The organism is Paenibacillus sp. BC26 (assembly GCF_900116125.1).
Lineage (GTDB): Bacteria > Bacillota > Bacilli > Paenibacillales > Paenibacillaceae > Paenibacillus_Z > Paenibacillus_Z lignilyticus.
This window is the reverse complement of record NZ_FPAD01000001.1, coordinates 1,052,822-1,078,324: the sequence shown is the minus strand read 5'-3', so window position 1 is coordinate 1,078,324 and position 25,503 is coordinate 1,052,822. Positions and strand designations below refer to the sequence as shown.

Sequence of the window (25,503 nt, the reverse complement as noted above, 5' to 3'; positions counted from 1 at the left end):
TTCCCCCTTAACGTGTAGATCGTGAGATTTGCACCGCTTAATTGGCATTACCCATTTCCTGCGACATCGCAATAAGCTTCGTCAGTGTATTCCAGTTTCGTACGGTCACCGGCGCGTTCAGCTTGTCCACTTGTACGGAAAGCTTGGAATCCCGCACGCTTTGGCGAAATAACAAATAAACATCCCTGCCTGCGATCACATAACGATCCTCTTTAAAATCATAGCTCTCCAGCTTTTCAATTTTACTCGCCTGCGGTGTATCGAGCATCATCGCAATATAGAGGCATTCCCCTTCAAAAGAAGCTTCGGCTGCCGCCACTTCTTCATCCGAGAATGGCCGATTGGCAGCCATTGCTACAAGTTCATCTGCTGTGCGAATAATGACGCGAATGGACAAACCAAATTTGCTCTCAATCAGAGCCTCGATTTTCCCGCGCAATGCCGGTTCATCTTCATCCGACTCAAACAAAATATTGCCGCTCTGAATATACGTTTGAACTCGCGATAACCCCAGTGTTTCCAGCGCTTCCCGCAGCTCTGCCATCTTAATCTTGTTCTTCCCACCAACGTTGATACCGCGCAACAAAGCAATCTGAATCGCCATCTACGCTTACACCACTTTCTGTAAAAGCTATTTTTCAATAGTCTACCATATTCGCGCGTCTGGGGCGTATAGGTTCAGGAGGAATTCATTGACAAATACAAATGAGAACGATTATCATAATCGTAGTTTAAAACCATAGGTCAGGAGAAACGCCCATGCTCCCATTTGATCCATCTGTTATCGTAAACCGGCATAAGTTTAATTTCGGCGCGCCATCCGTCGATACGAACGTATATTCATTTGAAGGAAATGACACTGCAATACGGATTAAAGAACTGGTTGACCGATTTGCCTCACAAATTAACGCACCGGACAGCAAGACGGTCGGCATGTTGTTCTGGAAACGATATTGCGCTTTATTTGCCGGAGCGGTCTATACGTGGCTGCATCATCGCTATCCGCTTGATCTCTCGTTTAACAATCTCAATTTCGTTCAGAGCGGCGCCAATGTGAAGTTCTATGTGCTGAGTGATGCAGCTGTGGTGCAAATCGCCGTATTGGCTAACGAGGAGGAACAAGACGAAGCCTATCTGCGGCATCTTTTCCACGACCATGCGTCGCAAGTAATAGCAGCTGTCGTAAACCATACCGGTGTTCCCACAGCCGGAATGTGGCATACGATTGCTTATTTGCTCGCCCATTGGAAGCAGACCTGGCTGCGCGAATCTCCTTCTGAGGCGGTTACCGCACGCATTGAGCAATGGTTCGAATATGCGACAAGAAGGCTTGAGCCGGCTTGGCTGCCCGGCCGCAACGTCAATCCCATGTCCTGCACCTTTCGGGCCGTTGAAGATCCGCTGCATGAGGGCCGCAGTATATTGGTGCGCAGAGCCTGCTGCATGAATTACAGACTCCCGGGCGATGACGATCCTTATTGCTACACCTGCCCGCTTATTACCGACGAGCTGCGCATTGAGAAATTCCTGAAATCCCATGCATAATCAGCCAAAGAGTTGCCCTACAGTCACATAAAAAAAGCGGCTTGCTTACGCAAGCCGCTTTTTTTATGCATGAACGAGTCCTAACGATAAGGATCTGCCTTTCCCATGCGGGATACACATCGGAGTACCAAATAAGGGATCGGGAATAATGTCTGCTTTCATGCCGAAGACAGCATCGATCATGCCGGAGGTTACAACCTCCTCGGGTGGTCCCTCTGCAAAGACACGATGATTCTGGATCGCCACGATATGATGCGCGTAACGGCAAGCCAGATTAATGTCATGCAGCACCATCACGATCGTGCGGTTCTCCTTTGCATTCAGCTCAAACAGTAAATCAAGCACTTCGATTTGATGCGTTAAATCCAAATAAGTGGTCGGCTCATCCAGCAGTATGATATCCGTGCCCTGTGCCAGAACCATGGCAATCCATGCACGCTGCCTTTGTCCGCCTGATAAGGAATCAACCGTTCGCTCCGCCAGATCCGTTAACCCCGTCGTCTGCAAGGCTAATGTGACATGGCGCTCATCTTCCTTCGACCATTGCTGGAGCCAGCTCTGATAAGGATAACGTCCTTGTTTTACGAGCTGCAGTACGGTCAGTCCCTCGGGTGCAGTCGGTCCCTGAGGCAGAAGCGCCATCCGTTTGGCCACTTCCTTCGTCGCCAGCGAAGCGATGTTATCGCCTTCAAGCAGCACATTGCCGTGCTGAGGCTTCAGTAAACGCGCCATCGTGCGCAGCAATGTAGACTTCCCGCAACCGTTGCTGCCGATTAGCGCCGTGATTTTACCTTGTTCGATCGCGACATTCAAGTCCTTAAATATAAATTGGTTCCCGTATGCTACCGATAATTGGTCGGTCTCAAGAGCATTCACGCGGCGCTCAACTCCTTCTTTTACCATCGATTGTATGAGCATACGATCATCATTGTCAATGCAATTGAAAATCATTATCACAAAAGTATTGAAAATGGTTCTCACTTGAACTAAACTAGCTTAGTATTGTTTTCTTAATTCCATATTCTCACTCCTAAGGAGGAATCAGGTTGAAACGCTATTTCGTCATCGCCATTGCGGCGGCCGCATTAATGACCGCAGGCTGCAATCATACACCTGGCGCAGATCGTTCGCTCACGGGCGAACAGAACGATAACGGTAAAGCAGTATCCCAGGAAGCAGCACTACTGGACGCACAGGAAGCGGAGGCAAATGCAGCGGAACCGGAGAACGTTGAGGCTGAAGTTCCAGCCAATGACGCTGGTACCGAGGAAGCTGTCGTGACCGATGCCCCTGCCGTAACGGAACAGGATAAAGGCGATGACAAATCGTCCGAAGTAACAAGTGAATCTCCCAAGTCAGATGTAAAACCGGCAGAAGAGAAACCCGCCCCGCCCAAGAAAACAACGAGGGTCGAACAGAAAGTAAAAGAAGCTACGAAGAGTAACCTCGATGCAAACAAAGCCGTTACGGATTCCATTATGGACAACAGTGCGGATCAGAAGGCGGCAGCGAAGCAAGTTTCCGAAGCGTTCAAGAAATCCATCGAACAAATCAGATCGCAGGTGAAAGACTTAAAGCAGCATGCTGAGAACAACGACGCTGAACAGATCTTATCCGTCTCCGATCAAATCATCGCCGGCTGGCACGCTATGAAAGCAGATGTCAAAACAGCAGCTCCTGATATGATTAAATTTCTGGATGAGAAAATCGTCAAGCTGTCCGAGCTGAAAAGCGCTGACACGATCGATCAGACCGCCATGCTGCAAATCGACTATGAGCTGTATCAAGGGTTCCGTCAGCTTGCAGATAAAGCCGGCGTGAAGTAATATTCACCCTTCCCTCCATGGAAAAATTTGTATTGACATCGGAAGTGAACTTGTACTATCATTCTTCGTGACAATGATAATCATTATCAATATAAATCGAAAGGTTGTGCACTTCCCCCATGTTTAAACCCGTATTCCGTACGCTCGCTTTATCGCTTACTTTCATTCTGGCGATCGTTTCCATTCCGTTCACCGCAGCGGCAGAATCACCAATCAGCGTCGTTCTTGACGGCAGCAAGCTTTCCTTCGACGTTCCGCCGCAAGTCATCAGCGGCTCCACTATGATTCCTTATCGTCTTATGTCCGAGAAGCTGAATGCGAAGATCGGCTTTGATCAAGCCTCTAAGAAACTTAGCGTTACTCGCGGCAAAACGACCGTGCAATTGACGATTGGCAGCAACCAAGCGACAATCAACGGCAAATCGGTTACCCTCGATGCGAAAGCCGTCGAGAAGAACGGCCGCACGCTTGTCCCTCTTCGCTTCCTTGGTGAAGCATTCGGCTTGTGGGTCAATTGGAACGGCAGCTCCAAGACAGTCAACCTGGAGAGCAAACGCACCATCACCCATGCTATGGGCAAAACAACGCTCAATGCTGTACCCAAACGGATTGCCGTCTTGTTTAACGGCGGGGTCGACGTTTCCCTTACGCTCGGCGTGAAACCGGTCGGTGCAGTTGAATCTTGGGTTCAAACGCCTTGGTACCACTACCTCCGCGCGGATATGGCCGGCGTTACAAACCTCGGCAGCGAGCTGCAGCCGAATATGGAAGCCATCGTTGCTCTGAAGCCGGACCTGATTATCGGCTCCAAAACGCGCCACGAGAAAATTTACGATCAGCTCTCCGCTATCGCTCCTACGATCTTCGTTGAAGAAGTATTCGGCTGGAAAGCGAACATGCAGATGGCTGCACAGGCTTCCAACAAAGAAGACAAAGCCGCTGCTTTCATGGCGGACTGGAACAAACGCGTTGCTGACTTTAAATCCAAGCTCGGCAGCCGCGCAAGCACGCAAGTATCGATCATTCGTTTCCAAGACGATAACACGGCTCGTTTCTATGTAACCGGTTTTGCCGGCAATATCCTGGAAGAAGTTGGCTTGCAGCGTCCTAAAGCCCAGAAGGTGGATGGCAAGGTGCTTGTGAACCTGACTTCCCAAGAGCAAATTCCGCTTATGGACGGGGACGTCATCTTCGATATCACATCAAGCTATGGTGAGGGCGAAGAGTTCAAATCCCAACAAGAATGGCAGAAGAATCCGCTTTGGAAGAATCTGAAGGCGGTTAAGAACAACAAGTATTACAAAGTCAATGACATCACATGGAACATGTCCGGCGGTGCAACTGCCGCGAAAATGATGCTTGACGATCTCTACTTCTACTTCGATCTATAAGAGACAGCATCTACAATAAGTACGTCTGAGAGAATGGGCCGACCGGCTCATTCTTTCGTGCGTCAGGGGACTGGAGCGACGAGCATGGAAAGGTTGTTTGCCGGCATTCCGGCTAAGATTACAGGTCTACTTCTTGGATTCGTTATAATGGTCCTCTTTATTATTGCAAGTATGGTATTTGGCGCAACTCCGATTTCGATTTCGGATGTCTATCATTCCTTCACTCACTACGATGAATCCTCGAACGAGCAGATCATTGTCCAAACCTCGCGTGCGCCAAGAGCTTTCGTGGCAGCCGCCATCGGGGCGAGTCTGGCCGTTGCCGGGTCGTTGATCCAAGGATTAACGCGCAATCCGCTTGCTGATCCGAATGTGCTTGGCATCAATTTTGGCGCATCGTTTGCTGTTGTATTCACCGTAACCATGTTATCGATCAGCTCACTGCCTATTCTTACCGGCGTTTCCTTCCTTGGTGCCGCAGTCGCTGCTTTGGCGGTTTACCTCTTAGGATCAATAGGCCGTGACGGTCTGACGCCGCTCAAAATCATACTTGCAGGTGCAGCACTAAGCGCCTTATTCTCCTCCTTCACGCAAGGCATGCTTGTCCTTGATGAGCAAAGCTTAAACGAAGTCATGTTCTGGTTAACGGGCTCCGTTGCCGGCCGTTCCCTGGATATGCTTCAGGCTGTGCTGCCGTTTATGGCGGCGGGCTGGATTGCGGCATTCTGGATTTCACGGCATATGAACGTGTTAACCATGGGCGATGACACGGCGCAAGGACTGGGGCAGCGGACGATAATCATAAAGCTGGCCGCAGGCATCATTATTATGGCGCTGGCGGGCAGCTCCGTCGCTGTGGCAGGACCCGTCGGCTTTATCGGACTCATCATTCCGACGATTGCCCGCTTATTTGCCGGTAACGATTATCGCTGGATTATCCCTTACAGCGCCTTGCTTGGCGGTATCCTGGTACTTGCAGCAGACATCGGCGCCAGGTTTATTGTGCAGCCCGAAGAGCTGCCGGTTGGCGTCATGACCGCTGTCATAGGGATTCCTGCGTTCATCGTGATCGCCAGAAAGGGGATCGTTAAATCTTGAGAAACTTTACTTTTATCCGCTTCAGTAAGATTCCGGTATCCTTTTTCCTACATAAAAAGACGGTCAAGCTCACGATCGGGCTGCTGCTGGCAAGCTTCTTGTCTTTACTGGTCAGCACAGCGCTCGGCGATATGCGCATCTCTCCAATGAACGTTATCCGAACGTTGGTCGGCGGAGGAACGGAAGAATATAAGCTCATTATCCATACGCTCCGTCTGCCGCGCATTATCGCTGCTTTTCTGGTAGGGGCTTCGCTTGCCGTCGCCGGTGCTATTTTGCAAGGGATCATACGCAACCCGCTTGCTTCACCGGACATTATCGGCATTACGAGTGGTGCATCTGTTGCGGCAGTCGCCTTTATCAGTTACCTCTCAGGTACGCTTAGCATCGTGTGGCTGCCGGTTGCGGCTATGGTCGGCGCAGGCATAACCTCGATCCTGATCTACTTGCTCGCTTGGAAGAAGGGCGTAACGCCAATACGCCTCGTGCTCATCGGCATCGGCATCAATTTTCTGCTTGCATCGGTTACGAAGGTCATGCTCGTTATGAATCCGATCTATACCGCTTCGCAAGCTTATGTCTGGCTTACGGGTACAGTCTACGGCACCGATTGGAAAATGGTATGGACCATCTTGCCATGGGTCTGCGTCTTTATCCCCCTCTCCTTCCTGTTCGCGCGGAACGTCAATGTGCTGCAGCTCGGCGATGATATTGCCAAAGGGGTAGGCAGCGCCGCGCAGCGTCAACGTTTCGTGCTGCTCATGATCAGCGTCGCGTTAGCCGGCGCGGCGGTTTCGGTCGGCGGGGCCATCTCTTTCGTCGGGTTGATCGCACCGCATATGACTCGCAAGCTCGTAGGCCCGGCCTTCGGCGGCGTACTTCCGATCGCTGCCTTGATCGGCGGACTCATGGTCGTACTAGCGGATACAGTCGCCCGCACCGCGTTCTTGCCGTACGACATTCCGGTCGGCGTCTTTACAGCAGGCATCGGAGCGCCGTTCTTCATCTTCTTGCTCTATCGCAATAGAAATGCATAGAACCGGCGTACCTGCTAGTTGAACACTCGCAGTATAACCTTGCATAAAAATATCGTAAAACTCGCAGCCAACCTGCCGTAAGGCGGCGGCCAGACTGTGATAAGACGCGCACGACCTTGAGTCCTGCGCGTTTTTAGTTGGGGGCAAATAGCGCGTTGTTTCACCTGCGCAGCATAGCGCAACTCGCATCTCTCATTCCTGTCTCCGCGTCACGACACTTCACAAATCACACAATCTACATTCAATACTCACATTCCACATCACATGTCACACATTCTACATTTGCAATCCATATCCAAAACTCCCATTTCACATCACACGTCACGAATTCTACATTCGCAATCTACATCCGTTATCCGCATTCCACATCACACGTCACACATTCTGCACTCCACCATCTACTACTAGAACTCGCATTCCACGTCACACGTCACACGTCACACGTCACACATTCTGCACTCCACCATCTACTTCTAGAACTCGCATTCCACGCGGCGCGAAAAGCTAACGAATCGTAGAGGTCTTATTTTGCCGGATTTCGAGGTTCCGAGAATCTAACGAATCGTAGAGGTCTTATTTCGGTGAAATCGACTTCCAAATGCCCAAAAACCCACAAATAAGCCCTGTACGATTCGTTAGAAGTTTATTTGGGCTAATTTGGGGCAAATAAGACCTGTACGATTCGTTAGAGTTTTTTGGACTATTTGGGGGCAGGAAAATTCATATTGCCAATATAAAAAAGACGTGCCCACCGGCACGTCCCCCGCTATTCTCGCATCGCGAGAACGATTAATATTTGAACTTCTCAACCGATTCATTAAGCTTCGCGGCCATATAGGACAGCTCCTGCGAGGAAGCGGCCGTCTCTTCCGCTGCCGCTGCGGATTGTTCGCTGATCGCCGCAACCGAGCTGATCGATTGCATAACTTCGCCTGATGCAGCGGCTTGTCCCTGGCTGTCCTTGAAGATTTCCTCGACTTTGCTAGAGGTCATCTGCACATTCAGGACGATATCACCGAAGGAATCTCGCGTTCTGGCAAACTGGGCCACACTCTCACCGACCGCAAGCACGCTCTTCTCCGCGCTGTTCTGCATGACTTTTATGATTCCTGCGATTTGTCTGGTCGCGTCGCCGCTTCGTTCAGCCAATTTGCGCACTTCATCCGCAACGACCGCAAACCCGCGTCCCTGTTCGCCTGCACGTGCTGCTTCAATGGCCGCGTTCAAGGCCAACAGATTCGTTTGCTCCGCAATATCGTTGATAACCCCGCTAATATCCCCGATTTTGCGCGAATCGCTCTCCAGCTGTGCCATATGCCGGTTCACTTCGTCCATCTGACCGATCGTCTGATTGATCAGGTTCGTGCCTTCTTTTGCAATGTTCACCGTTTCACCGGATAGTGATTTCGCTTCCCTTGCGCTGGTCGAAACGGATCGGATGGAGTTATCCAGACTGCCGAACAATTCAGACATAACGCCTGCTTGCGCTGCCTGATCTACACTGCCTTTGGCTACCTCATCTGTACTGATCGTAATTTGTTCAGCGGAAGAAGCAACACCCACAGAGGCTTTCGAAACCTGCTCGATCATGCTGGATAACCCATCCAGCATCCCGTTCATATGGGCGGCTAATTCACCCAGTTCATCCTTGGAGCGAATTTCGATTCTCGGACGGAAATCGCCGGTCGACAGCTTCTTCACCATCGCTGTAATGTAGATGATCGGCTGAACCATTCTGGTAGTAAACGCATAAATCGCGATCAATGCGGCCAAAGCCACAACGAGCGCCGTGATCAGCGTAGTGCGCATCATTTTATTGATGGGGGCCATGAGTTCACTCTCCGGAACGGCAAGCATGGTCACGAAGCCGGTTTCGGTTCCGTAAGCGAAACCGATTTTCTTCACGCCGCCAAATTCATAGGAATAGGCGGTTGGTTTCCCTTGCTTCGCCGACTCAAACGCCGCAGTAATCTCAGGGACACCTAGATCAGCAATATTTTTCTTCATGATATAAGAGGCATCCGGATAATAGACTAATGTCCCGTTCATATCCAGCAGAACTGCATAGCCGGTGTCTCCGACTTTCGTATCACGGATAACGCGCGTAGCTTCATTGATTTCAATAGCCGAGGAATAGAAACCGTAAGTAATGCCATCCTTCATCAGCGGAGCTGCAAAAGGAACAATCAAAGTCGACGGATCGGCCTTGGAACGTGCAGGAGGCGCAATCGCCGACTCTCCGTTTCTCAGTTGGGGAATATAAGTTCTTCCCGATAGGTCGATGCTCAAACCCGTACTTAAAACGGCGTTCTTGCCCTCCAGATCCATTGAGATGGAAACGCCTTGCCCAAATTCTTTGTGCTGCGAAGCAAAGGCTTTAACCAGCTCCAAATGGCGGGCTTTGTCAGGGCCAAGCAGTTGCGCGTAGCTTGCAATGGACTCCAGCTTGGTTAACTCTACCTGCAGGTTATTATCAAATGAAGTGGCTATATTTTCTGTCGTTAACGCCAACTCTTGATCAATCTGATTACGAAACAAGGTGGAGTTTGGCAAGAAAAGTGCGATTGACATGGCTGCTACGATGGTAATCATGATGAATAGGGTTACTGCTGAGAACCGTGTTGCTAACTTGCGGAATGTGAACAGTTGAAGTGCTTTTCTAACCATCTCTTGATTTGCCCCCTACTTGAAGTGAATAGTTTCTGGTTGACTCCCAGCTATCTCCAAGTTTAAGCGGTAAATGTTTAAGAAGGTTATGCTTAAAAATTAGATCAAAACGAGTTTTATCAAAAAAGTTAAGGAAATGTTAGTTTATCATCCGAATTATGTAGGCTAACTGCCTATAGCAAGTCCATCTCCCCTTGGATCCGCCGCGCCGCTGATGATGCCGTCGCTGCCAATCAGGATACCTTGCGCCTGACCCATCATGCCGTCCCAGCCTTCTACCACATCGACTTTATGTCCCCAAGCTTTCAATCGCTCAGCGGCATCGCCGAGATCGCGGTTCTCCACTCGAAGCCGATCACTATCGTCGCCCCAAGTGCGACCGTACACCCACCGCGGTAAGCAAATGGCTTCTTGGATCGAGCAGCCGTAGTCCAATACTGCGGTAATAAGCGACAGCTGCGTCTGCGGCTGCCCTTCTCCGCCCTGCGTGCCCATCAGCATAATCGGCTTCCCATCCTTCAGCGCCATACCGGGCATAAGGGTGTGGAAGGGACGTTTTCCCGGTGCCAATACATTAGGATGAGCATGATCCAGAGAAAAGTAGGAACCGCGATTTTGCAAAATAATGCCTGTCTGTCCAGCCGTATACGCGGAGCCGAAATCATAATAGAGGCTTTGAATGAATGACACGGCATTCCCCTCTTCATCGACTACCGCCGCATATGCGGTATCTTGACCTGCGGGCTCGGATTCAAATTCACTTGCCTGCGCGGGGTTATTCCGTATCTCGTCGACCAGCTGCTCCGCCAATTCTCTGCTTAGCAGCAGCTCCAGCGGAATCGAGCTGAATGCCGGATCACTGAGATGCATATCCCGGTAACGAAAGGCCCGCTTCACCACCTCGGTTACCAAATGATAGAAGGCGGAAGAGCTGCGCGGAATACGCTTCAGATCAAACAGCTCCAGCATATTCAACATCATGAGGAGGGAAAAGCCTTGCGAGTTGGGGGGCATTTGACAGACCTGTACCCCTCTGTATTCCACAGCAAGCGGCTCCACCCACTCGCTGCGGTGCGAGGTGAAATCCGATTCGGCAAGTAACCCGCCATCCGCACGCACCGCATCGATGATCGCTTTCATCAGTGAGCCTTCGTAGAAGGCATCGCGACCTTCCTGCATCAGCGTGCGCAGCGAATCAGCCAGCTGAGGCTGTTTGAGCTTCGCCCCTTCGGGCCGAATGGTGTTCATTATTGGATCGATGTACAAGTCGCGCAGAATAGGATCAGCTCGCAGCAGCTGCTCATCGCGAGTCATCCATACATGCAAATTGCGCGAAATCGGTACGCCTTCTTCCGCATAACGGAGCGCAGGCCGCAGCACATCTTCCCATGGCAGCTTGCCGTATTGCGACCACGCCTCCCACCATGCATCCACCATGCCGGGAACCGTTATCGCGCTCTGCACACCGCGATCCGGAGGGCGGCTCATCCCATCCTTCAGGAAATGAGTCGGATTCGCGGCCGCTGCTGCTCGACCGCTGCCGTTAAGGCCAACAAGCTTACCTGCTTGCGCGGAGTAGATCATGAAGAAGCTGTCACCGCCAAGCCCGGTCATATGCGGATACACGACTGCGAGTGCAGCGCTGACCGCCACGGCAGCATCTATCGCATTGCCGCCTTGAATGAGAATCGCGCTTCCCACTTGACTCGCCAAGTAATGCGGTGTCGTCACCATATCGCGATAAGATCGAGGCATTAGGTTATGCATCCGGCTTCGCCCCTTCCGCATAAATAAAGAGCGCAGCCGAGATTGCCGCACCCGGAGCAATGCTTGCGCCGTGCAGGGGCAATACCGCTTCGAGCGCTGCCAAGCCAAGCAATATATTGGATTTGCGACAACTGTACCCCATCGTGCCGATCCGCCAAATCTGACCCTTAAGCGGGCCGAATGAGCTCGCGATTTCGATACCGAAATCCGCTAAGAGCTGGCTGCGTACCGCTTCCCCGTCTACACTTGAGGGAATGCAAACGCAAGTAACGACAGGCATCTTGCAGCTATCGTCACCGTATCGCGTTAGTCCCATCGCTTCGAGCCCCGCAACCAGCGCACGCTCATGCAGGCGGTGACGCGCAAACCGCTCCTCCAGCCCTTCTTCCAGCACGAGACGCAGCCCTTCGCGAAGTCCATACAGCATCGCCGTCGCTTCGGTATGATGGTTCAGCCGCTGCGGACTCCAATAATCCTGCAGCTGCGTCAGGTCCAAGTAATTGCTGCGGATGAATAAGGAGGGGTCCTCCTCGATGTATCCTTCCGGCCGGATGCCCTTCTCAATTCTTTTGCGCCGCATGAGCTTCGCCTCTACCCGATCGTTATACGTGATAGGCGACATGCCGGATGGAACAGATAAGCATTTCTGCGTTCCGCCGATCACGGCGTCGAGCTGCCATTCATCCGTCTCAACGGGAACACCGCCGATTGTCGCAACCGCATCCACGATGAGCAGAAGATCCCGTTCGCGGCAGGCTCGGCCAATCGCCTCAAGCGGCTGCATGCGGCCCGTCGAAGTCTCGCCATGTACGATGGCTACGAGATTCGGCTTGAGTCTGTCGATGGCATCGATGACTTCGCTCGGTTCAAACACAGTGCCCCACTCCGTCTCGATGGTCACGACTTCCGCGCCGCAGCGCTCCGAAATTTCGGCGAGCAAATAGCCGAATCGGCCGAAGATCGGTACGAGCACCCGGTCTCCGGGCTCGATGAGTCCGGTTAGCACCGCCTCCAGCCCTGAGCGGGAAGTACCGTCTATGGGGTAGGCCCATCGGTTGGACGTTCGGAAGAGCTCGCGCAGCATTTGCATCGTCTCATTCATGAGCGCCGTGAACTCCGGATCGAATTGACCGAGCATCGGATAGGAAAGGGCTCTGGAAACACGCGGATCAACCTCGACGGGACCCGGTGTCAGTATAATGCGGGGCGAGGGAGATAAATCCTTATATCTCTTCATGGGAGTCCTCCACATAGGCAAGTTGATAGAGTAGTTCAGTTAACAGTTCCGTGCCTCGTGCAATGGCTTCCGGGGCTGTATATTCCAGCGGTGAATGACTGATGCCGCCTTGACTCGGGACGAAGATCATCGCGCATGCGCAGTGCGGCGCGAACAATCCCGCGTCATGGCCGGCCCCGCTGCTGAGCGTCATATGCGAATACCCTTTCCATTCGGCAAGGCGAGCTATGCGTTCTTGAATCACAGCGTCCATCGGCGCAGGACGTTCATTCAGCCAACACGACATCGTCATCCCGCAGCTATGACGAGCCGCAGCCTCATTGAATGCTTCAAACGTCCGCTCGCAGAAGGCGGTAATCACGGCTTCATCCCGGTGCCGAATGTCTACGGAGAAGCGAACTTTACCGGGTATGACGTTGGCGATATTGGGTGAAACATCAAGCTTCCCAACCGTTGCCACAAGACCATCCCCTTGCTCTACGGCAGCTTGGCGCAGCCAGACGAGCATTTCCGCTCCCGCTGCCAATGCATCCTCGCGGATCGCCATTGGCGTCGTGCCCGCATGGCCGCTGCGTCCTTCAATAGCTACGAAATAGCGCCGCTGTCCGCAGATGGCATCTACGACACCGATATCGCATTGCGCCCGCTCCATCACTTCACCTTGCTCAATATGCAGCTCGATATACATGCCGATGTCCGTCCGCTTGCTTTGCCGATGCGCATCCGGATCGAATCCCGCGCCGATCATCGCCTCGCGCAGCGAGATGCCCTGGGTATCCTTCGCTTCCAAAGCTCCATCGAAGCGCTTGCTGCCCGTAACATTGCCCGATCCCCAATACGCCAGCGGGAACCGGCTCCCTTCTTCCTCACAGAACGATACCACTTCAAGCGTCCGGCGGGGCTGTCCATGCTGCAGCTGCAGCTGTGAGAGCGCCGCAATGCCGGCTGCGATTCCCAGAGCGCCGTCATAATGTCCTCCGCAGGGCACCGTGTCGATATGCGAACCGGTCAGCACATGCGACGCCGCGGCATCGGATCCGGCCAGCTTCCCATATACATTGCCGACTTCATCGATGGCGACAGCGAGCCCGGCATCAGCCATCATACGAGCAACCGTTTGCTGCGCCTGGCGCCAGGCTGAATCGTATAGCAGCCGAGTGACGCCTCCGCGCGGATCTTCGCCAATCGTCGCGAGCTCCGCCAACAGCCCTGATGTCCCTTTGCTTGCCTTCAATACCGACGCCCCCTCCCCGCCTATTCAAATCCCCGAAGCACGCGGCCGAAGTCGCTGACCCAGCGATCGGACAGTTGTATCCTTGTCACCTGCATCTGCGCTTCTGTTATAGAGGATATTCCCGCGCAGCAGAGTCATGTCTACTTGGCAGCCAAACGCATAACCGACATATGCGCTGTGCCGATGCCGATATTTCAAATGCTGCTCGGTAAGCACATAGGGAGAATCCAAATCCACAATTGCCAAGTCGGCATCAAATCCGAGCGATATCTGCCCTTTCTTTTCCCCGAATCCGAATCGTTCTGCCGGCGCTGCCGACATGGCCCTCGACAACACGTGAAGCGGAATGCCGCGTTTCAACCCGCCCTCGCTCACGATGCTTTCAAGCAAGCTCTGCGCGCCAAGGATGCCTCCCCAAACGCCGAAATAGTTCCCATCCTTTACTTCCTTCATCGCCGGCGGGCAAGGCGAGTGATCGGAAGCGATAATAGTGATCGCACCTTCAGCGAGCTGTCTCCATAATGCTTCGCGCTCGCGATGGGAACGTATCGGCGGCGAGCATTTCGCACCGGCGCCAATCCGTATCACATCCTCGTCCGTGAAAACCAAATAATGCGGACAGGTTTCCGCGGAGACATCGAGTCCCGATTGCTTAGCCTCACGAATAAGATCAATCGCCTCAGGCGTACTGATATGGACAAAATGCAGCTTGCAGCCCGTTTGCTGCGCCATATGCAGCGCCTGCTTTACCGCCTCCCATTCAGCGGCCGGCGGCCTGGCATCCAAATAATCTCGCATGCTCACCTTGCCTTCCGCTTGCTTGGCAGCAGCCAGCGCCGATACAATCGCTTCATCCTCCGCATGCAGCGCCAAGATCCCGCCCAGCGAGGCGATCGCTTTCATGCCTTCGAGCAATGTCTCGGCGTCCACATTCATGAAGCAGCCATCACCCGTGTCCCCGGGGTAGGACATGAATGCTTTGTACCCGACCACTCCCGCTTCCGATAGTGCCGACAAATCGCCGATATTCCCGGGGACAAGCCCTCCCCAGACGGCAAAATCCACGCGCGAACCGTTCTCTCCGGCTGCTGCATCCAGCTTCAACTTTAAAGCGGGTAGGTTTACGGTTGGAGGCAGCCCATTAAGCGGCATATCTATGAACGAGGTGCAGCCACCGGCAGCCAGTGCCGCAGTCCCGGTAGCGAAGCCTTCCCAATCTCCAAGCCCGGGTTCATTGAAATGCACATGGGCATCCACTACGCCGGCAAAAATATGCTTACCTGCTGCTGAAATGATGAGCTTCGCAGCCTCCGTTGATAGATTCGATGCCAAGCCGGTTATTCGTCCATCCGTAATCCCGATGTCGAGTACCTCAACTCCGTCCGGCAGCACGACGCTGCCGCCTTTAATGAGGAGATCCCATTGCTTATCGTGCATCTCGTCTACCTCCTTTTTTATCAAGAAAGGCGGCAAACCTCGCCTGAAACCATGCTCAAAGTTTGCCGCCTTGCTATACTTAAATTCGATGCGTTAGATTATATAACATAAAACTACTTTTAAATTAATATTATCTTGATTTTTTCGTAATGTCACTGCCTAATTCTTATAACTATTACCTTATGCGGCTAAATCATCAACTAGAACGAGCTATTTCATGGACATGCAGGCAATTCAGCGTTACATAGTCTTACATAATAAAAAAGAAGAGTCACGAAACGCGACTCTTCTAAACGAATCTATTCATGCAGCAGCCCGATCCACTTCCAATAAGGAACGGAAACGACAACGGCGAGCAGCACGGCAAGCGCATACCCGAAAGCAACCTTTTGCCCCTGCCGATGACTGAACGCTCGCTCCTCTGAGCTGAAATAAGCGGTCAAATAAGTAGGCGACTGATAGCTGAAGAAGAATGGATCTGTCGATAGCAAGATGACAAACACCAAGATCCAAGGATGCACGCCTGCTTGCTGGGATAACGGAAGGAGTGCCGTCACCAGCAGGATTACCGCAGGATCATCTCTGACGATCAGCGTCACGATAAAGCACAGTACAATAACGGCTGTCAGGAATAACGCGGGCGAGCTGATAAAGAAAGACATGTTGGAGCCCAGAAAGTCCGTCAGCGACTCCACGATTCCAAGTTCATTGGCCACATTCGCGAAACTAAAGGCGATGCCAAGGAAGATCAGGAACGTCCAGTCGATGCCGCTGATGAGCGACTGCCTGTCAAGCACGCCGCTAATGACCAGAACCGAGAAACCGATCAGCATAATCCACGTGCTGTCTATGCCATGCAGAGGCTGCAGCATCATGAGCACGATACATCCGACCACGGTACATACCGATATGCGTTCCTCGTTGGTCAGCGGCCCCAGCAGACGGATTTGCTCATCGAGCACTTTTCCGGAAACTTGTTTGACCGCAATCGTACTGCCTCTAAACATAAGCGACAACGCTACCAGCATAACGGCCCCGAAGACAACAAAAGCAGGCAGCGCATAGAGCGCCCATTCCAACCAGGTGACCGGCACTGCGGCTCCCGCCAAACTATAGGCCATGACGTTGGTGTAGGATCCGGTTAGCACGAAAGGCGCCGTAAATCCGTAGAACACCATAGCCGCGAGTCCCAAACCGGCAGCGCCATGGCTGCGATCCTTAAAGCCCATCGACTCCGATAACGTTTGGGCGATCGGAACCCCTAAGGAAACTTTGGCCGAGGAGGATGGAATGAGCGGATTCAGCACGATGCCCCCGGCTACGATCCCCCAGAGCTGGCCGCGAAAATGCGGCGGGAATCTTTTTAACGCATGTAGGGACAGCCGATATAGAATGCCTGATTTCGTAATCACAACGCTGATCGACATGATGAAGATCATATACAGCCATGTAGGGGAAGCGAATCCCGACAAAGCCACTTCCGGCTTAACGACGCCTCCGAGCACCCACAGCATCGCCATTCCCAACGCTACAATATAGTCCGGTATAATATTGACGATCCATAGAATAACCGCGGCGATGGCGATTCCGATGAACAGCATGCCTTTGTCAGTTAGGCCGGCGACCGGCGGCATGAAATAGAAGAGCACAATCATGCTGAGCGCCATAACGAGCGCGAGCCAGCGAGCCCATTGACTCGGATGAATGAGGCGGCTTGCCCGCTCCGCGAAGAACATGCTTTTGCGATTCGTCAGCTTCTGCTGGGCAAGCTGATATTCCCGTTCCTCGTCTTGAATCGCCAGCGGCCTGCGACCTGACAATACCTGAGCTGCTGCTTCTGCCAACTGCAGGTACTCCAGCGCCTTATGCCGATTATGCAGCAAGCGGCTTAGCTCAGCTCCCCATTCGTAAAGCGAAATCAGCTTCACTTTATTGTCATTCAGCGTGCCTTCTCTCACGGCATGTTCCACGATCCGCAAGCCCTCTTCCGGGCCATGAAGAAAACCTAAGCGAACAGCCAGCTCCAGTGCATCATAACAGCGCAACAATACCTCGACCGGACATTCCAAGAGCAATCCGAATGCCTGCGTTTCTTCCCGCTCCGACATCGCTTGCTGCCTTATGACGGTGTGTACAACCTTATCCCAGTTGCCTTCATCTTTGTACATAACCGCAAGAGCCAGCCACTGCTCCTGTTCGGTATAGAAGGCCTGCGCATCTTCGATCCATTGCCGTTTCTCCTCGTAGCTGTAAGCAGCGGTTGCCATTTCGATCAAGGCTGACTTGGCTTCGAGCTTGATTTGGCTCCACTGCGGCTCATTCATTCCATCATCATCTATGGATAGGAATTTGGTAAGGACCGGATATTGCTCCATCTTCTCTTGAAGGGAGAACCCGAAACGCAGCTCGATCAGCCCGTTGTGAATCGTAGCCAGATGAGCGGACCAGAGCAGGAATTCGACAAGCGGCTCCGGCAGCTGCTTCAGCTCTTGCATGATCCATTGCGAACGCATTTCCTTCGAATCGCGCAATCGTTCATTCGTATGCATTAAACGCTGCGAGATCAGTCGGATAAAATACGCCGAAATCGTCGGATGCTCCGTAATAAGCGCATCAAAGGTTTCTCGATCCAGCTGCATCAATACGACATTTGTTGTGGCAACCGCCATGGCCGAACGAGCCTCGCCGGTCAGCAGAGCCATTTCCCCGAGCGTGTCCCCTTCATGCAGAAAAGCTAGCGAATGCCGCATCCCATCCGAACGTGTAAACAGCTCAATCGTACCGCTGTCGATAATGTACATCGTATCCCCGGGATCCCCTTGTTCAAACAAGGTAGCACCGGCTTGCAGCGTAAGCCTCTCCAGCTTCCCGAGCAGCTTCGCCAGCTCCATATTGGAAAGCTGCTTGAACATTTCAATTTCAATTAGTTTCATGGACCCTCTTCCCAAACTTTTGACCTATAGCTTCCGATAATCTTCTATGATTTACGACATAAACCGCCTTGTTCCCTTCTTTTGCCCGCGATAATTTCGGAGCATCGCGGTTACCGCCTTAGCAAACAACAAAAAACACGCCGCATTCGGCGTGTTCGATGGCTTCTATATCGGCACTTGGACGCTTAAGAAGGTATGCTTTCCAACATCTCTTTGGCTCTTACTTCCCGCTCTTCCGGCGTCATGCGCGGACAAACATAACATTTGGTCCCGTCGACGCGGCGGTCAAACAGGCAGCAGGAAGAACGCATGACCCAGTTCTCGTCAGGTTTCAAAGGGTTTGCCACATAGCGGCGGGTCCACTGAAACGGATTCCGTTTACGGCTGAAGACTTCCGTAGAAATCGACTCGGTAAGGAGCTTGAAATGATAGTTGAACCCTTCTTTCACTTGCTCCGGCAGCTGCATGGCATGGACAAACTCCATCATCATGCCCGCTAATCCGCCAAACTGCTGCCATATCATCTCCGGTTTCATGGACGCCGCACTCGCGATCGCTTCGACTGCCGGCCTAACCGCCGTAACGATGAACTGCTCCCAGTCCGCCAAGACGAAGGCTTCCCCGTTCTCGGCCGGAATATCTTGCGCAATGAGCTCGTTTATCTTGTAACCCAGATGAGCGTGTCCGTGTCCCTCTTCATAATCGATCTGGAACGTGAGATGCTCCAGGGATAAGTCCAACACCTTGTTGTACGCCGATAGGAAATACAGCTTCGTAATGCATAGATTGCAAAGTGAAGTGCCGAAGAATGAGCCCGCCAGCTGGTTGTCGGTCGCTTGAACCGTTTCCCCCGTCTTGCGCAGCATGTCTTCCAAGCGAGCAGGCTGAAAGAAATCCGTTGCCGGCATTTCATCCAGAATATGATCGGCCCCCTCAGGCGAGATATGTAAATACATATTAATTAAAGAAAAATCATAAGGAATTGTCATCTCTTCACCCCGGCTATGAAAATGATTATCATTGTCGTCATTTTATCATGACAACCACTTTCCTACAATGAAATAAAGAAAAGTCCACGATTGATGAGATCGTGGACTTCAACTTCTCTATTCCGTTCTGGCCCATGTACACGGTTCCCCGTCTTTGAGGCCGAGCGCCGTTCGTATCATGCGCTCCACAACCGAATAATCCTCGGGATTCTCCCGATTGAAATTCATTCGCTCATGCGTCGGTGCTACGCGGTTACACATGAAACGCGGAACGCCCAGCTCATTATCGGATGGAGCGTGATACAGGAACGGATGGCAGATTACCATGTCGCCGGGACCGCCTGTTGTCTCCACTACGCGAAGGGAGTAACCGTCCGGATCTTCGTAAGCAGTATCCATAAACTTCTGCAGGCGCTCCTTCTTCGCTTGACGATTGTCGGAAGGCGTCTCGGCATAGATATCATCGGAGACAGGTTTGTTTTTGCCAAGTAAATCTGCCAGCCAAGGATGTTTATTGCATTCGCGAATCGCCTCGCCAAGACCGATCCCTTCCGGGTGCTTCGCCAGCATCTTCGCTACGATATTATGGGAGCCTTCGGCCACCAATGTCCCGGATCCGCCTTTGTGAACCTCAGAGAACAAGCAAACCAGGAGCACGCCTTGTTCCCAGCTGTCCAGGTAATGACGGAAGTGGCTGCCGTCGTAATGCCAGTTGCCCGGCACCTCCGGTCCGAAGTTAACGATGTAGCCGCCCCAGCTGACGTTCTCTCTTTCTTTGCCCAGCTGCCAGCGGCCTTCGCCGATCAAATCCTCGATCGCGCCTGTCAGCCGATCCGAATTCAAACCGTTGTGGATCGGATGCACGTAGTCGCCAAGCCGGACGACAGGCTGCGTCCATGTGCTTGAATCATCTCGATTCACGCCGCGCTGCGCCAATTCCTCCCACAAGAAATCCTGAACCTTAAGCGCTTCTTCCCGCGGATAGGCTTGCTCGATCTTTACCCAGCCTTTGTCTATAAAATGCTTCACTTGTTCTTCCGAAAGTACTTTAGGCAATCTAAACACTCCCTAGGTTGTGAGATGATTGAACTCGCTTGTCCTTATGTTAGCGCTTTTAGAGGTTCAGTGGGAGAGAGGATTTTCATTAGCTACTGGGAATATCGTAGGAAGCTCTGCATGACTTCTAACAATTATCGGAGGTTCTGAACACAAAATTCCTACCCTATGGGCTGATAACATTTCGCCATCCGGAACGTCTATAGTAATAGCGGAATACATGCAATGAAATAGGAGGAACACAATGAAACGCATCCCCAAGTCCGTAATTGTAACTGTCATCTGCTTTGCCGCCTTACTCACCGGACTTCTTCTGCTTGGCAATTATGTGCTGCAACTAGACATCGTCAAAGAGAATCGAGCTTTCACCGTCCGAATTGATAACAAATCCAGCTTCGACCTCGTCACCGTTGAAACCGGTTTACTGACAAGCGGCGATGCCGGGAACACGATCAAGGTTCAACCGAACTTACACGCAGAGCCTATTCGCAGCGGGACAAGTCGGCACATCAAACCGAAGTTAAGTTCCGTCGGCGAAAGCAGCATCTACCTCAAGTTCACCAATTCAAACGGGGAGTCCTTCGAGCGATCCGTTTGCTCCTATACGGAACATCTTACCGGATATACGAAAGTGAAGGTAACCGATAAAGAAATCACAGTAGATGAAAGCTGTTATTAAGGCTGACCATAAGAACGCAACAAAGCTGCCGGTACCAGCCGGCAGCTTTTTATTTTGCCTATTTATGCTCTTGGATAATTCACTTGCATGATGTCCATGAACGGAACCTTCTGCAAGCCCTCGGCAGTTTCCACATGCACCCGACCTGTCCGTGAATCCATCGTGACGATTTGACCTTGGACAGCCTCTTCTCTTCCCCACACCGATAACACGATGATGGATTCCTCTTGGTACGCTTCAACCAATTGATTACCCAATTCCTCCAGTACGAACTCGTCCCGAGTCGGTCTTTTTGGAACCTTAGCTTTTGCCACTGCCGTCACTCCCTATCTATATGAAACCGTCATTTCTGTTGTTAAATGGCTCTACGAGCGCCTAGCAAGTGCCCAGACATCCTATTATACCAAATAATTTCTACTACAAATAAAAAACCTTTCGGCACTAGAAAGAGGACGAAATAGAAGTGCATAAATATCCCAATTTGTCGCAAAATAACCAAAATGAGTGTAGTGGAGGTGTTCAGCGATGGGGTTGTTCCGCAACATACTTCGAGGCAAGCGGCAAAACAGCCGGCAGCACAAAGCAGCACCTCAACCGAAGAAGCAGCAAGCAGCGAAGCCGCTAAGCGCCGAAATGGACGCCAACATTGCTGATTTACAAGCGCTGCTCACCCAAACTCCCGATCTCATTACTCGACGTTTTCTCATCAAATCGACGCAAGAGCGGGCAGCTCTCGTCTATCTTGATAATATGACGGACAAGGTTGCTATCAATAACGATGTGCTTCGCCCGCTCATGCACGAGACAGTGGCCGATGCTGAAATCGAGCATATCATTACCGTCGGCGGAATTCGTACGGCAACAGATTTATATCAGATCGAACAATCCGTTTTGCAAGGAACAAGTGTCTTATTCGTGGATCATAGCAGCACGGCTACTCTTCTGGATACGCATGGCTGGCCGCAAAGAGCCATCGAAGACCCTCAAATGGAAGCTTCATTAAAAGGGGCTCACCAAGGCTTCGTGGAAACGGGCTGCCAGAATATCGCCCTTATTCGAAGATACATTCCGAACCGGGAATTGAAAATAAAAGAAACCAGCGTCGGAGAACGCGGGATGACGAAGCTCAGCATTTTATATTTGGCTGACGTGGCTAATCCTGAGTTGCTGCAGGAGTTAATCGAACGGATCGATCAAATTGATATCGATGCGATCCTATCCTGCGGCGAGCTGGAGGAGTTCATCGAAGACAACTCGTACTCTCCCTTTCCGCAATTTATTACGACAGAACGGCCGGATTCCGTAGCATCGCATATTTTGCAAGGACGTTTAGCCATCGTGATCGATAAGTCTCCGGAGGTGCTGATCGGCCCGGCTAATTTTGCCATGTTCTTCCAAACGATCGATGATTACAGCAATCGCTGGCAAGTCTCCTCCTTTATTCGGATGCTGCGATTTCTTGCTTTCTTTATTACGATCTTCTTGCCGTCATTCTATATCGCGGTCATCTCGTACAACTTCGAGGTCATCCCGCTTCGGCTGCTGTTGTCGGTTGGACAATCCCGGGCAAGCGTTCCGTTTCCCCCGGTACTTGAAGCTTTGATTATGGAGATTACGCTTGAGATGCTGAAGGAAGCCGGGATTCGACTGCCGGCTCCGATTGGTCAGACCGTCGGGATCGTCGGTGCGATCGTCATTGGACAAGCGACAGTGCAAGCAGGAGTCGTGAGCAATATCATGGTTATCGTTGTTTCGCTGACGGCGCTATCTTCGTTTATCATCCCGAATAACGACATGTCCTCCGCCATCCGGTTAATTCGCTTCCCCATGATGCTGGTTGCCTTCATTTACGGTCTGCTTGGCGTAGCCATTGGCATGCTGGTGCTCCTAATCCATTTGATAACACTGGAATCGCTTGGCACGCCTTACTTCAGCCCCTTCAGCCCATTAAGGTTTAAGGACTTGAAAGACTCCTTCATCCGATTGCCGATTTGGAAAATGACAACGCGTCCGCTCAGTGCCAGAGGCATTCAGAGTAAGAAGCAAGCTTCTGACCGAGGTGATAAAAAGTGAGAAAATATGCGCTCAACGAAATAACCGTCATGCAATATATTTTTATGATCCATGGCGCACAGCTAGGATTTGGCTTATTGTCGCTGCCGGCAGATTTAGCGATGTATGCCGGATCGGACGGCTGGATTTCTCTTCTAATGGGTTGGGCGATTTCCGTTCTTGCCAGCATTCTTATTATTCAGGTGATGAAGAAGCACCAAGATGACACCATCTACGATCTGATCTTTCGCTACTTCGGTAGAGGGATAGGCGTTATTCTAAACGGTTGTATCATCGTCTACTTCATGTTCGGATTTTATGTCACTTTTATCGCATCCATCGGCTTCTTCAAAATGGAGCTGCTGGCCAATACACCCAATTTCCTTATGGTACTCTTGTTTGCCTTGCCCACATACAGCCTTGCCCGTAACCATATTCGAATTCTCGCCAGATATGCGGAAATTACCTTTTGGGGGTTAATTTGGATTATGCTTGTTTGCCTATATCCCTTGAAAGAAGCCCACTGGCTTTATCTGCTGCCGGTCCTCAAGGATGGCTGGATGCCTGTGCTGCATGCCGTAAACACGACAGGCCTATCCTTTCTCGGGTTTGAAATCAGCTTTATTCTGTATCCGTTTCTCAAACATAAAGATAAAGCGACGATTGGCATTATCGCCGGGAATAGCATTACGCTTGTCATTTATATGACGGTCATCTTGATATGTTTTCTGTTTTTCTCGCCTGACGACATCACGTCCTACAAATATCCGACCTTAAAGGTATTGAAGATTATTGAATTCCGCTTCTTGGAACGGATCGAAATTATCGTCTTGGTTGCCTATTTGTTCTTAATCTTTCGAGTGTGGACTTATTATTTGTACGCATCTACGTTTGGGATCAGTCAAGTGCTGGGAAAACAAGACCATGAGCCGTACGTGAAAATGACGATGATCGTTTTACTTCTATTGTCGATATTCTATAAACCCACCAGTAATGCACACCATTCGCTCCTTATGCTATTTGGCCAGACAGGCTGGTATGTTGCGTTCCTCTTGCCGTTGTTCCTGCTGGGGTATACCAGAATTATGAGACCTAAGGGGGCGGTTCGATGACCCGCTTCATGAAACTCCTGGTCACGGCCACAATGTTCGTTCTGCTGCTGCCCGGCTGCTACGATCAAATGAATTTAGAGGATGCCTCGATCTCCCTTATGCTCGGAATCGATGTAGATGAGGAGAATCATATTATCGTCTTCTCGCAGAGCCCGGTCTTCTATAAGGAAGCGCAGGAAAAATCCGAAACGGCATCCGTACACGCGAATTCGATCCGACTCGCACGCGCTGAATTCGATGCCAAGCTAACAGGGATCACTACAGGCGGGAAGCTTCAAACGATTCTAATCGGGAAGCGGCTGCTGCAGCAGAAAGACTGGTATTCGTTATTCGATCTCTTCTATCGCGTGCCGAAACAGACGGAGACCCCGATCGTCGTCATCGTGGATGGCCCGGTAAAGAGCATATTTGACTTAAAACCGATTGATAAACCCCGTCTCTCCCTTCATGTGAGAAAACTGATTGAAACTTCGTTTAATGGCAACATCACGGTATCCAGGAACCTGCAGGAGCTGCGCCGCGAGATGAAGGATAAAGGAATGACAGCATCCTTAACGCAAGTGAAGAAAGAAAAGAAAAACGTCATTGTCACCGGAACTGCATTGCTTAATAAACAAGGAGAGTTGAAGGAGCATTTCTCGCTTCAAGAAACGACGCTGTTTCATCTCTTGCTGAATAAATTCCAGGGAACACCTTCATTAATCTTGAATTTGGCTGAAATGAATCCGGAAGAAGGAGAAGATCGAGACCATGCCGTTCAAAATGTGGTTGCATTCGATATCTTAAAAAGCAATCACATTGTAAAAACCGATGCAGCCAATGGTAAATTCAAGTTTGATGTCTCGCTGAAATTCAACGTTGTCATCACAACCCTGCAATCTGATGATCCTGAATTCACGGCGACTTCCAATCCGAAATTAGAGCAAACCATCGCTGCGCAGCTAGAGCAGCAAATTCAACAAATCATCCGCAAATGTCAGGACCAGAAGATTGATCCATTCGGGTTCGGACTCTACGCGAGAGCGTACCAGTATAAAGCATGGAAACCGATTCAGAATGAATGGGCGAACGCATTCTCCGATGCAGAGGTAAACATCAAGCTGAAGGTGTCTATCAAGAGCACAGGGGTTGTGGATGATTTGCACAGTCCTTTGTAGCCTATATGTAGCGTGGCACTCTTCACCGCCATAGCCGGTATTGGCGAAGACCGTGTAATTAATCTACTGTGGCGGATCGCATGACCATCATCCAGAGGACTCTCACAATTTGCAGTGTAAAATGTTGCTTTATTGCTTATATGCAACTAGGCGCAACATTTCGCTGTCGGTTCTCATACTTAGGGTAGAATGTTTGCAGCTCATGCAGCATTCTACTGGTCACAAATGTCCGCTAAAGGCCAGTAAACCTAACATTGAAATTTGACGGTCATAAATGTCCATTTGA

20 protein-coding genes are annotated in these 25,503 nt (G+C 51.2%); 9 read left to right on the top strand and 11 right to left on the bottom strand.

The features are described 5' to 3' along the window. Positions 1 to 37: 37 nt before the first annotated feature. On the bottom strand, positions 38 to 604 hold the full coding sequence (locus tag BM412_RS04510) for a DUF1697 domain-containing protein (protein ID WP_091214476.1): 567 nt from the start codon (positions 602 to 604) through the stop codon (positions 38 to 40). Between the two features lie 155 nt (positions 605 to 759). Between BM412_RS04510 and BM412_RS04505 the strand changes: the two genes are divergently transcribed. Continuing rightward, a complete protein-coding gene (locus tag BM412_RS04505) occupies positions 760 to 1,545 on the top strand; it encodes a (2Fe-2S)-binding protein (protein ID WP_091214474.1) in 786 nt (261 codons plus the stop codon). A 63-nt stretch (positions 1,546 to 1,608) separates the two neighbouring features. On the opposite strand, the gene BM412_RS04500 is transcribed toward BM412_RS04505, so the two are convergent. Then, positions 1,609 to 2,421 (bottom strand): ABC transporter ATP-binding protein, encoded by an 813-nt coding sequence (locus BM412_RS04500; RefSeq protein ID WP_091220180.1) that lies wholly within the window; start codon positions 2,419 to 2,421, stop codon positions 1,609 to 1,611. Between the two features lie 170 nt (positions 2,422 to 2,591). On the opposite strand from BM412_RS04500, the gene BM412_RS04495 reads away from it, so the two are divergent. From BM412_RS04495 to BM412_RS04480, 4 genes are all read left to right on the top strand, one after another. Next, positions 2,592 to 3,371, top strand: coding sequence for a hypothetical protein (locus BM412_RS04495; RefSeq protein WP_091214471.1), 780 nt, complete (start codon positions 2,592 to 2,594; stop codon positions 3,369 to 3,371). 119 nt (positions 3,372 to 3,490) lie between these two features. Then, positions 3,491 to 4,762, top strand: coding sequence for a stalk domain-containing protein (locus BM412_RS04490; RefSeq protein ID WP_091214469.1), 1,272 nt, complete (start codon positions 3,491 to 3,493; stop codon positions 4,760 to 4,762). A gap of 84 nt (positions 4,763 to 4,846) precedes the next feature. Continuing rightward, positions 4,847 to 5,860, top strand: a complete 1,014-nt coding sequence (locus tag BM412_RS04485; protein WP_091214466.1) for a FecCD family ABC transporter permease — start codon at positions 4,847 to 4,849, stop codon at positions 5,858 to 5,860. Next, entirely contained in the window at positions 5,857 to 6,897 is a 1,041-nt protein-coding gene (locus tag BM412_RS04480) for a FecCD family ABC transporter permease (RefSeq protein WP_371264713.1), read from the top strand. The genes BM412_RS04485 and BM412_RS04480 overlap by 4 nt, the downstream gene beginning before the upstream one ends. Before the next feature lie 789 nt (positions 6,898 to 7,686). Here BM412_RS04480 and BM412_RS04475 read toward each other — a convergent pair. From BM412_RS04475 to BM412_RS04440, 8 genes are all read right to left on the bottom strand, one after another. After that, a complete protein-coding gene (locus BM412_RS04475; RefSeq protein ID WP_091214461.1) occupies positions 7,687 to 9,564 on the bottom strand; it encodes a methyl-accepting chemotaxis protein in 1,878 nt (625 codons plus the stop codon). Between the two features lie 165 nt (positions 9,565 to 9,729). Then, the gene (gene ggt / locus BM412_RS04470; protein WP_091214458.1) at positions 9,730 to 11,331 is read right to left on the bottom strand and encodes a gamma-glutamyltransferase; all 1,602 of its coding nucleotides are present in this window, start codon (positions 11,329 to 11,331) and stop codon (positions 9,730 to 9,732) included. Next, on the bottom strand, positions 11,324 to 12,568 hold the full coding sequence (locus tag BM412_RS04465; RefSeq protein ID WP_091214456.1) for a pyridoxal-phosphate-dependent aminotransferase family protein: 1,245 nt from the start codon (positions 12,566 to 12,568) through the stop codon (positions 11,324 to 11,326). The genes ggt and BM412_RS04465 overlap by 8 nt, the downstream gene beginning before the upstream one ends. Then, positions 12,555 to 13,802: a Zn-dependent hydrolase gene (locus tag BM412_RS04460; RefSeq protein ID WP_256256112.1), complete on the bottom strand. Its 1,248-nt coding sequence runs from the start codon at positions 13,800 to 13,802 to the stop codon at positions 12,555 to 12,557. Before BM412_RS04460 ends, BM412_RS04465 begins: the two co-directional genes overlap by 14 nt. Positions 13,803 to 13,826: 24 nt before the next feature. Beyond that, a complete protein-coding gene (gene allB, locus BM412_RS04455; protein ID WP_091214451.1) occupies positions 13,827 to 15,239 on the bottom strand; it encodes an allantoinase AllB in 1,413 nt (470 codons plus the stop codon). A gap of 299 nt (positions 15,240 to 15,538) precedes the next feature. Then, entirely contained in the window at positions 15,539 to 18,172 is a 2,634-nt protein-coding gene (locus tag BM412_RS04450) for an SLC13 family permease (protein ID WP_091214449.1), read from the bottom strand. Positions 18,173 to 18,357: 185 nt separating this feature from the next. Next, a complete protein-coding gene (locus tag BM412_RS04445) occupies positions 18,358 to 19,128 on the bottom strand; it encodes a (2Fe-2S)-binding protein (RefSeq protein ID WP_143111563.1) in 771 nt (256 codons plus the stop codon). A gap of 150 nt (positions 19,129 to 19,278) precedes the next feature. Continuing rightward, positions 19,279 to 20,217 carry a phytanoyl-CoA dioxygenase family protein gene (locus BM412_RS04440; RefSeq protein ID WP_091214443.1) on the bottom strand — a complete coding sequence of 313 codons (939 nt, stop codon included), beginning with the start codon at positions 20,215 to 20,217 and terminating at the stop codon, positions 19,279 to 19,281. Between the two features lie 244 nt (positions 20,218 to 20,461). On the opposite strand from BM412_RS04440, the gene BM412_RS04435 reads away from it, so the two are divergent. Beyond that, positions 20,462 to 20,896: a hypothetical protein gene (locus BM412_RS04435; protein WP_091214441.1), complete on the top strand. Its 435-nt coding sequence runs from the start codon at positions 20,462 to 20,464 to the stop codon at positions 20,894 to 20,896. Positions 20,897 to 20,958: 62 nt separating this feature from the next. Here the strand turns inward: BM412_RS04435 and BM412_RS04430 are convergent, their stop codons facing one another. Beyond that, on the bottom strand, positions 20,959 to 21,210 hold the full coding sequence (locus BM412_RS04430) for a YolD-like family protein (RefSeq protein WP_091214438.1): 252 nt from the start codon (positions 21,208 to 21,210) through the stop codon (positions 20,959 to 20,961). Positions 21,211 to 21,421: 211 nt separating this feature from the next. Here BM412_RS04430 and BM412_RS04425 point away from each other — a divergent pair, with 211 nt between their 5' ends. From BM412_RS04425 to BM412_RS04415, 3 genes are read left to right on the top strand one after another with little or no spacing between them, the layout of a single operon-like run. Beyond that, positions 21,422 to 22,969 (top strand): spore germination protein, encoded by a 1,548-nt coding sequence (locus BM412_RS04425; RefSeq protein WP_091214437.1) that lies wholly within the window; start codon positions 21,422 to 21,424, stop codon positions 22,967 to 22,969. Beyond that, positions 22,966 to 24,060 (top strand): GerAB/ArcD/ProY family transporter, encoded by a 1,095-nt coding sequence (locus BM412_RS04420; protein WP_091214434.1) that lies wholly within the window; start codon positions 22,966 to 22,968, stop codon positions 24,058 to 24,060. The genes BM412_RS04425 and BM412_RS04420 overlap by 4 nt, the downstream gene beginning before the upstream one ends. Further along, the gene (locus BM412_RS04415) at positions 24,057 to 25,217 is read left to right on the top strand and encodes a Ger(x)C family spore germination protein (RefSeq protein WP_091214431.1); all 1,161 of its coding nucleotides are present in this window, start codon (positions 24,057 to 24,059) and stop codon (positions 25,215 to 25,217) included. The genes BM412_RS04420 and BM412_RS04415 overlap by 4 nt, the downstream gene beginning before the upstream one ends. Positions 25,218 to 25,503 lie beyond the last annotated feature (286 nt).

Bases quoted from the DNA above. Each gene is read 5' to 3' on its own strand.
- BM412_RS04485 (WP_091214466.1), top strand. From the start codon at position 4,847: ATGGAAAGGTTGTTTGCCGGCATTCCGGCTAAGATTACAGGTCTACTT.
- BM412_RS04435 (WP_091214441.1), top strand. From the start codon at position 20,462: ATGAAACGCATCCCCAAGTCCGTAATTGTAACTGTCATCTGCTTTGCC.
- BM412_RS04475 (WP_091214461.1), bottom strand. From the start codon at position 9,564: ATGGTTAGAAAAGCACTTCAACTGTTCACATTCCGCAAGTTAGCAACA.
- BM412_RS04505 (WP_091214474.1), top strand. From the start codon at position 760: ATGCTCCCATTTGATCCATCTGTTATCGTAAACCGGCATAAGTTTAAT.
- BM412_RS04450 (WP_091214449.1), bottom strand. From the start codon at position 18,172: ATGAAACTAATTGAAATTGAAATGTTCAAGCAGCTTTCCAATATGGAG.
- allB (WP_091214451.1), bottom strand. From the start codon at position 15,239: ATGCACGATAAGCAATGGGATCTCCTCATTAAAGGCGGCAGCGTCGTG.
- ggt (WP_091214458.1), bottom strand. From the start codon at position 11,331: ATGCATAACCTAATGCCTCGATCTTATCGCGATATGGTGACGACACCG.
- BM412_RS04425 (WP_091214437.1), top strand. From the start codon at position 21,422: ATGGGGTTGTTCCGCAACATACTTCGAGGCAAGCGGCAAAACAGCCGG.
- BM412_RS04445 (WP_143111563.1), bottom strand. From the start codon at position 19,128: ATGTATTTACATATCTCGCCTGAGGGGGCCGATCATATTCTGGATGAA.
- BM412_RS04510 (WP_091214476.1), bottom strand. From the start codon at position 604: ATGGCGATTCAGATTGCTTTGTTGCGCGGTATCAACGTTGGTGGGAAG.
- BM412_RS04490 (WP_091214469.1), top strand. From the start codon at position 3,491: ATGTTTAAACCCGTATTCCGTACGCTCGCTTTATCGCTTACTTTCATT.
- BM412_RS04465 (WP_091214456.1), bottom strand. From the start codon at position 12,568: ATGAAGAGATATAAGGATTTATCTCCCTCGCCCCGCATTATACTGACA.
- BM412_RS04415 (WP_091214431.1), top strand. From the start codon at position 24,057: ATGACCCGCTTCATGAAACTCCTGGTCACGGCCACAATGTTCGTTCTG.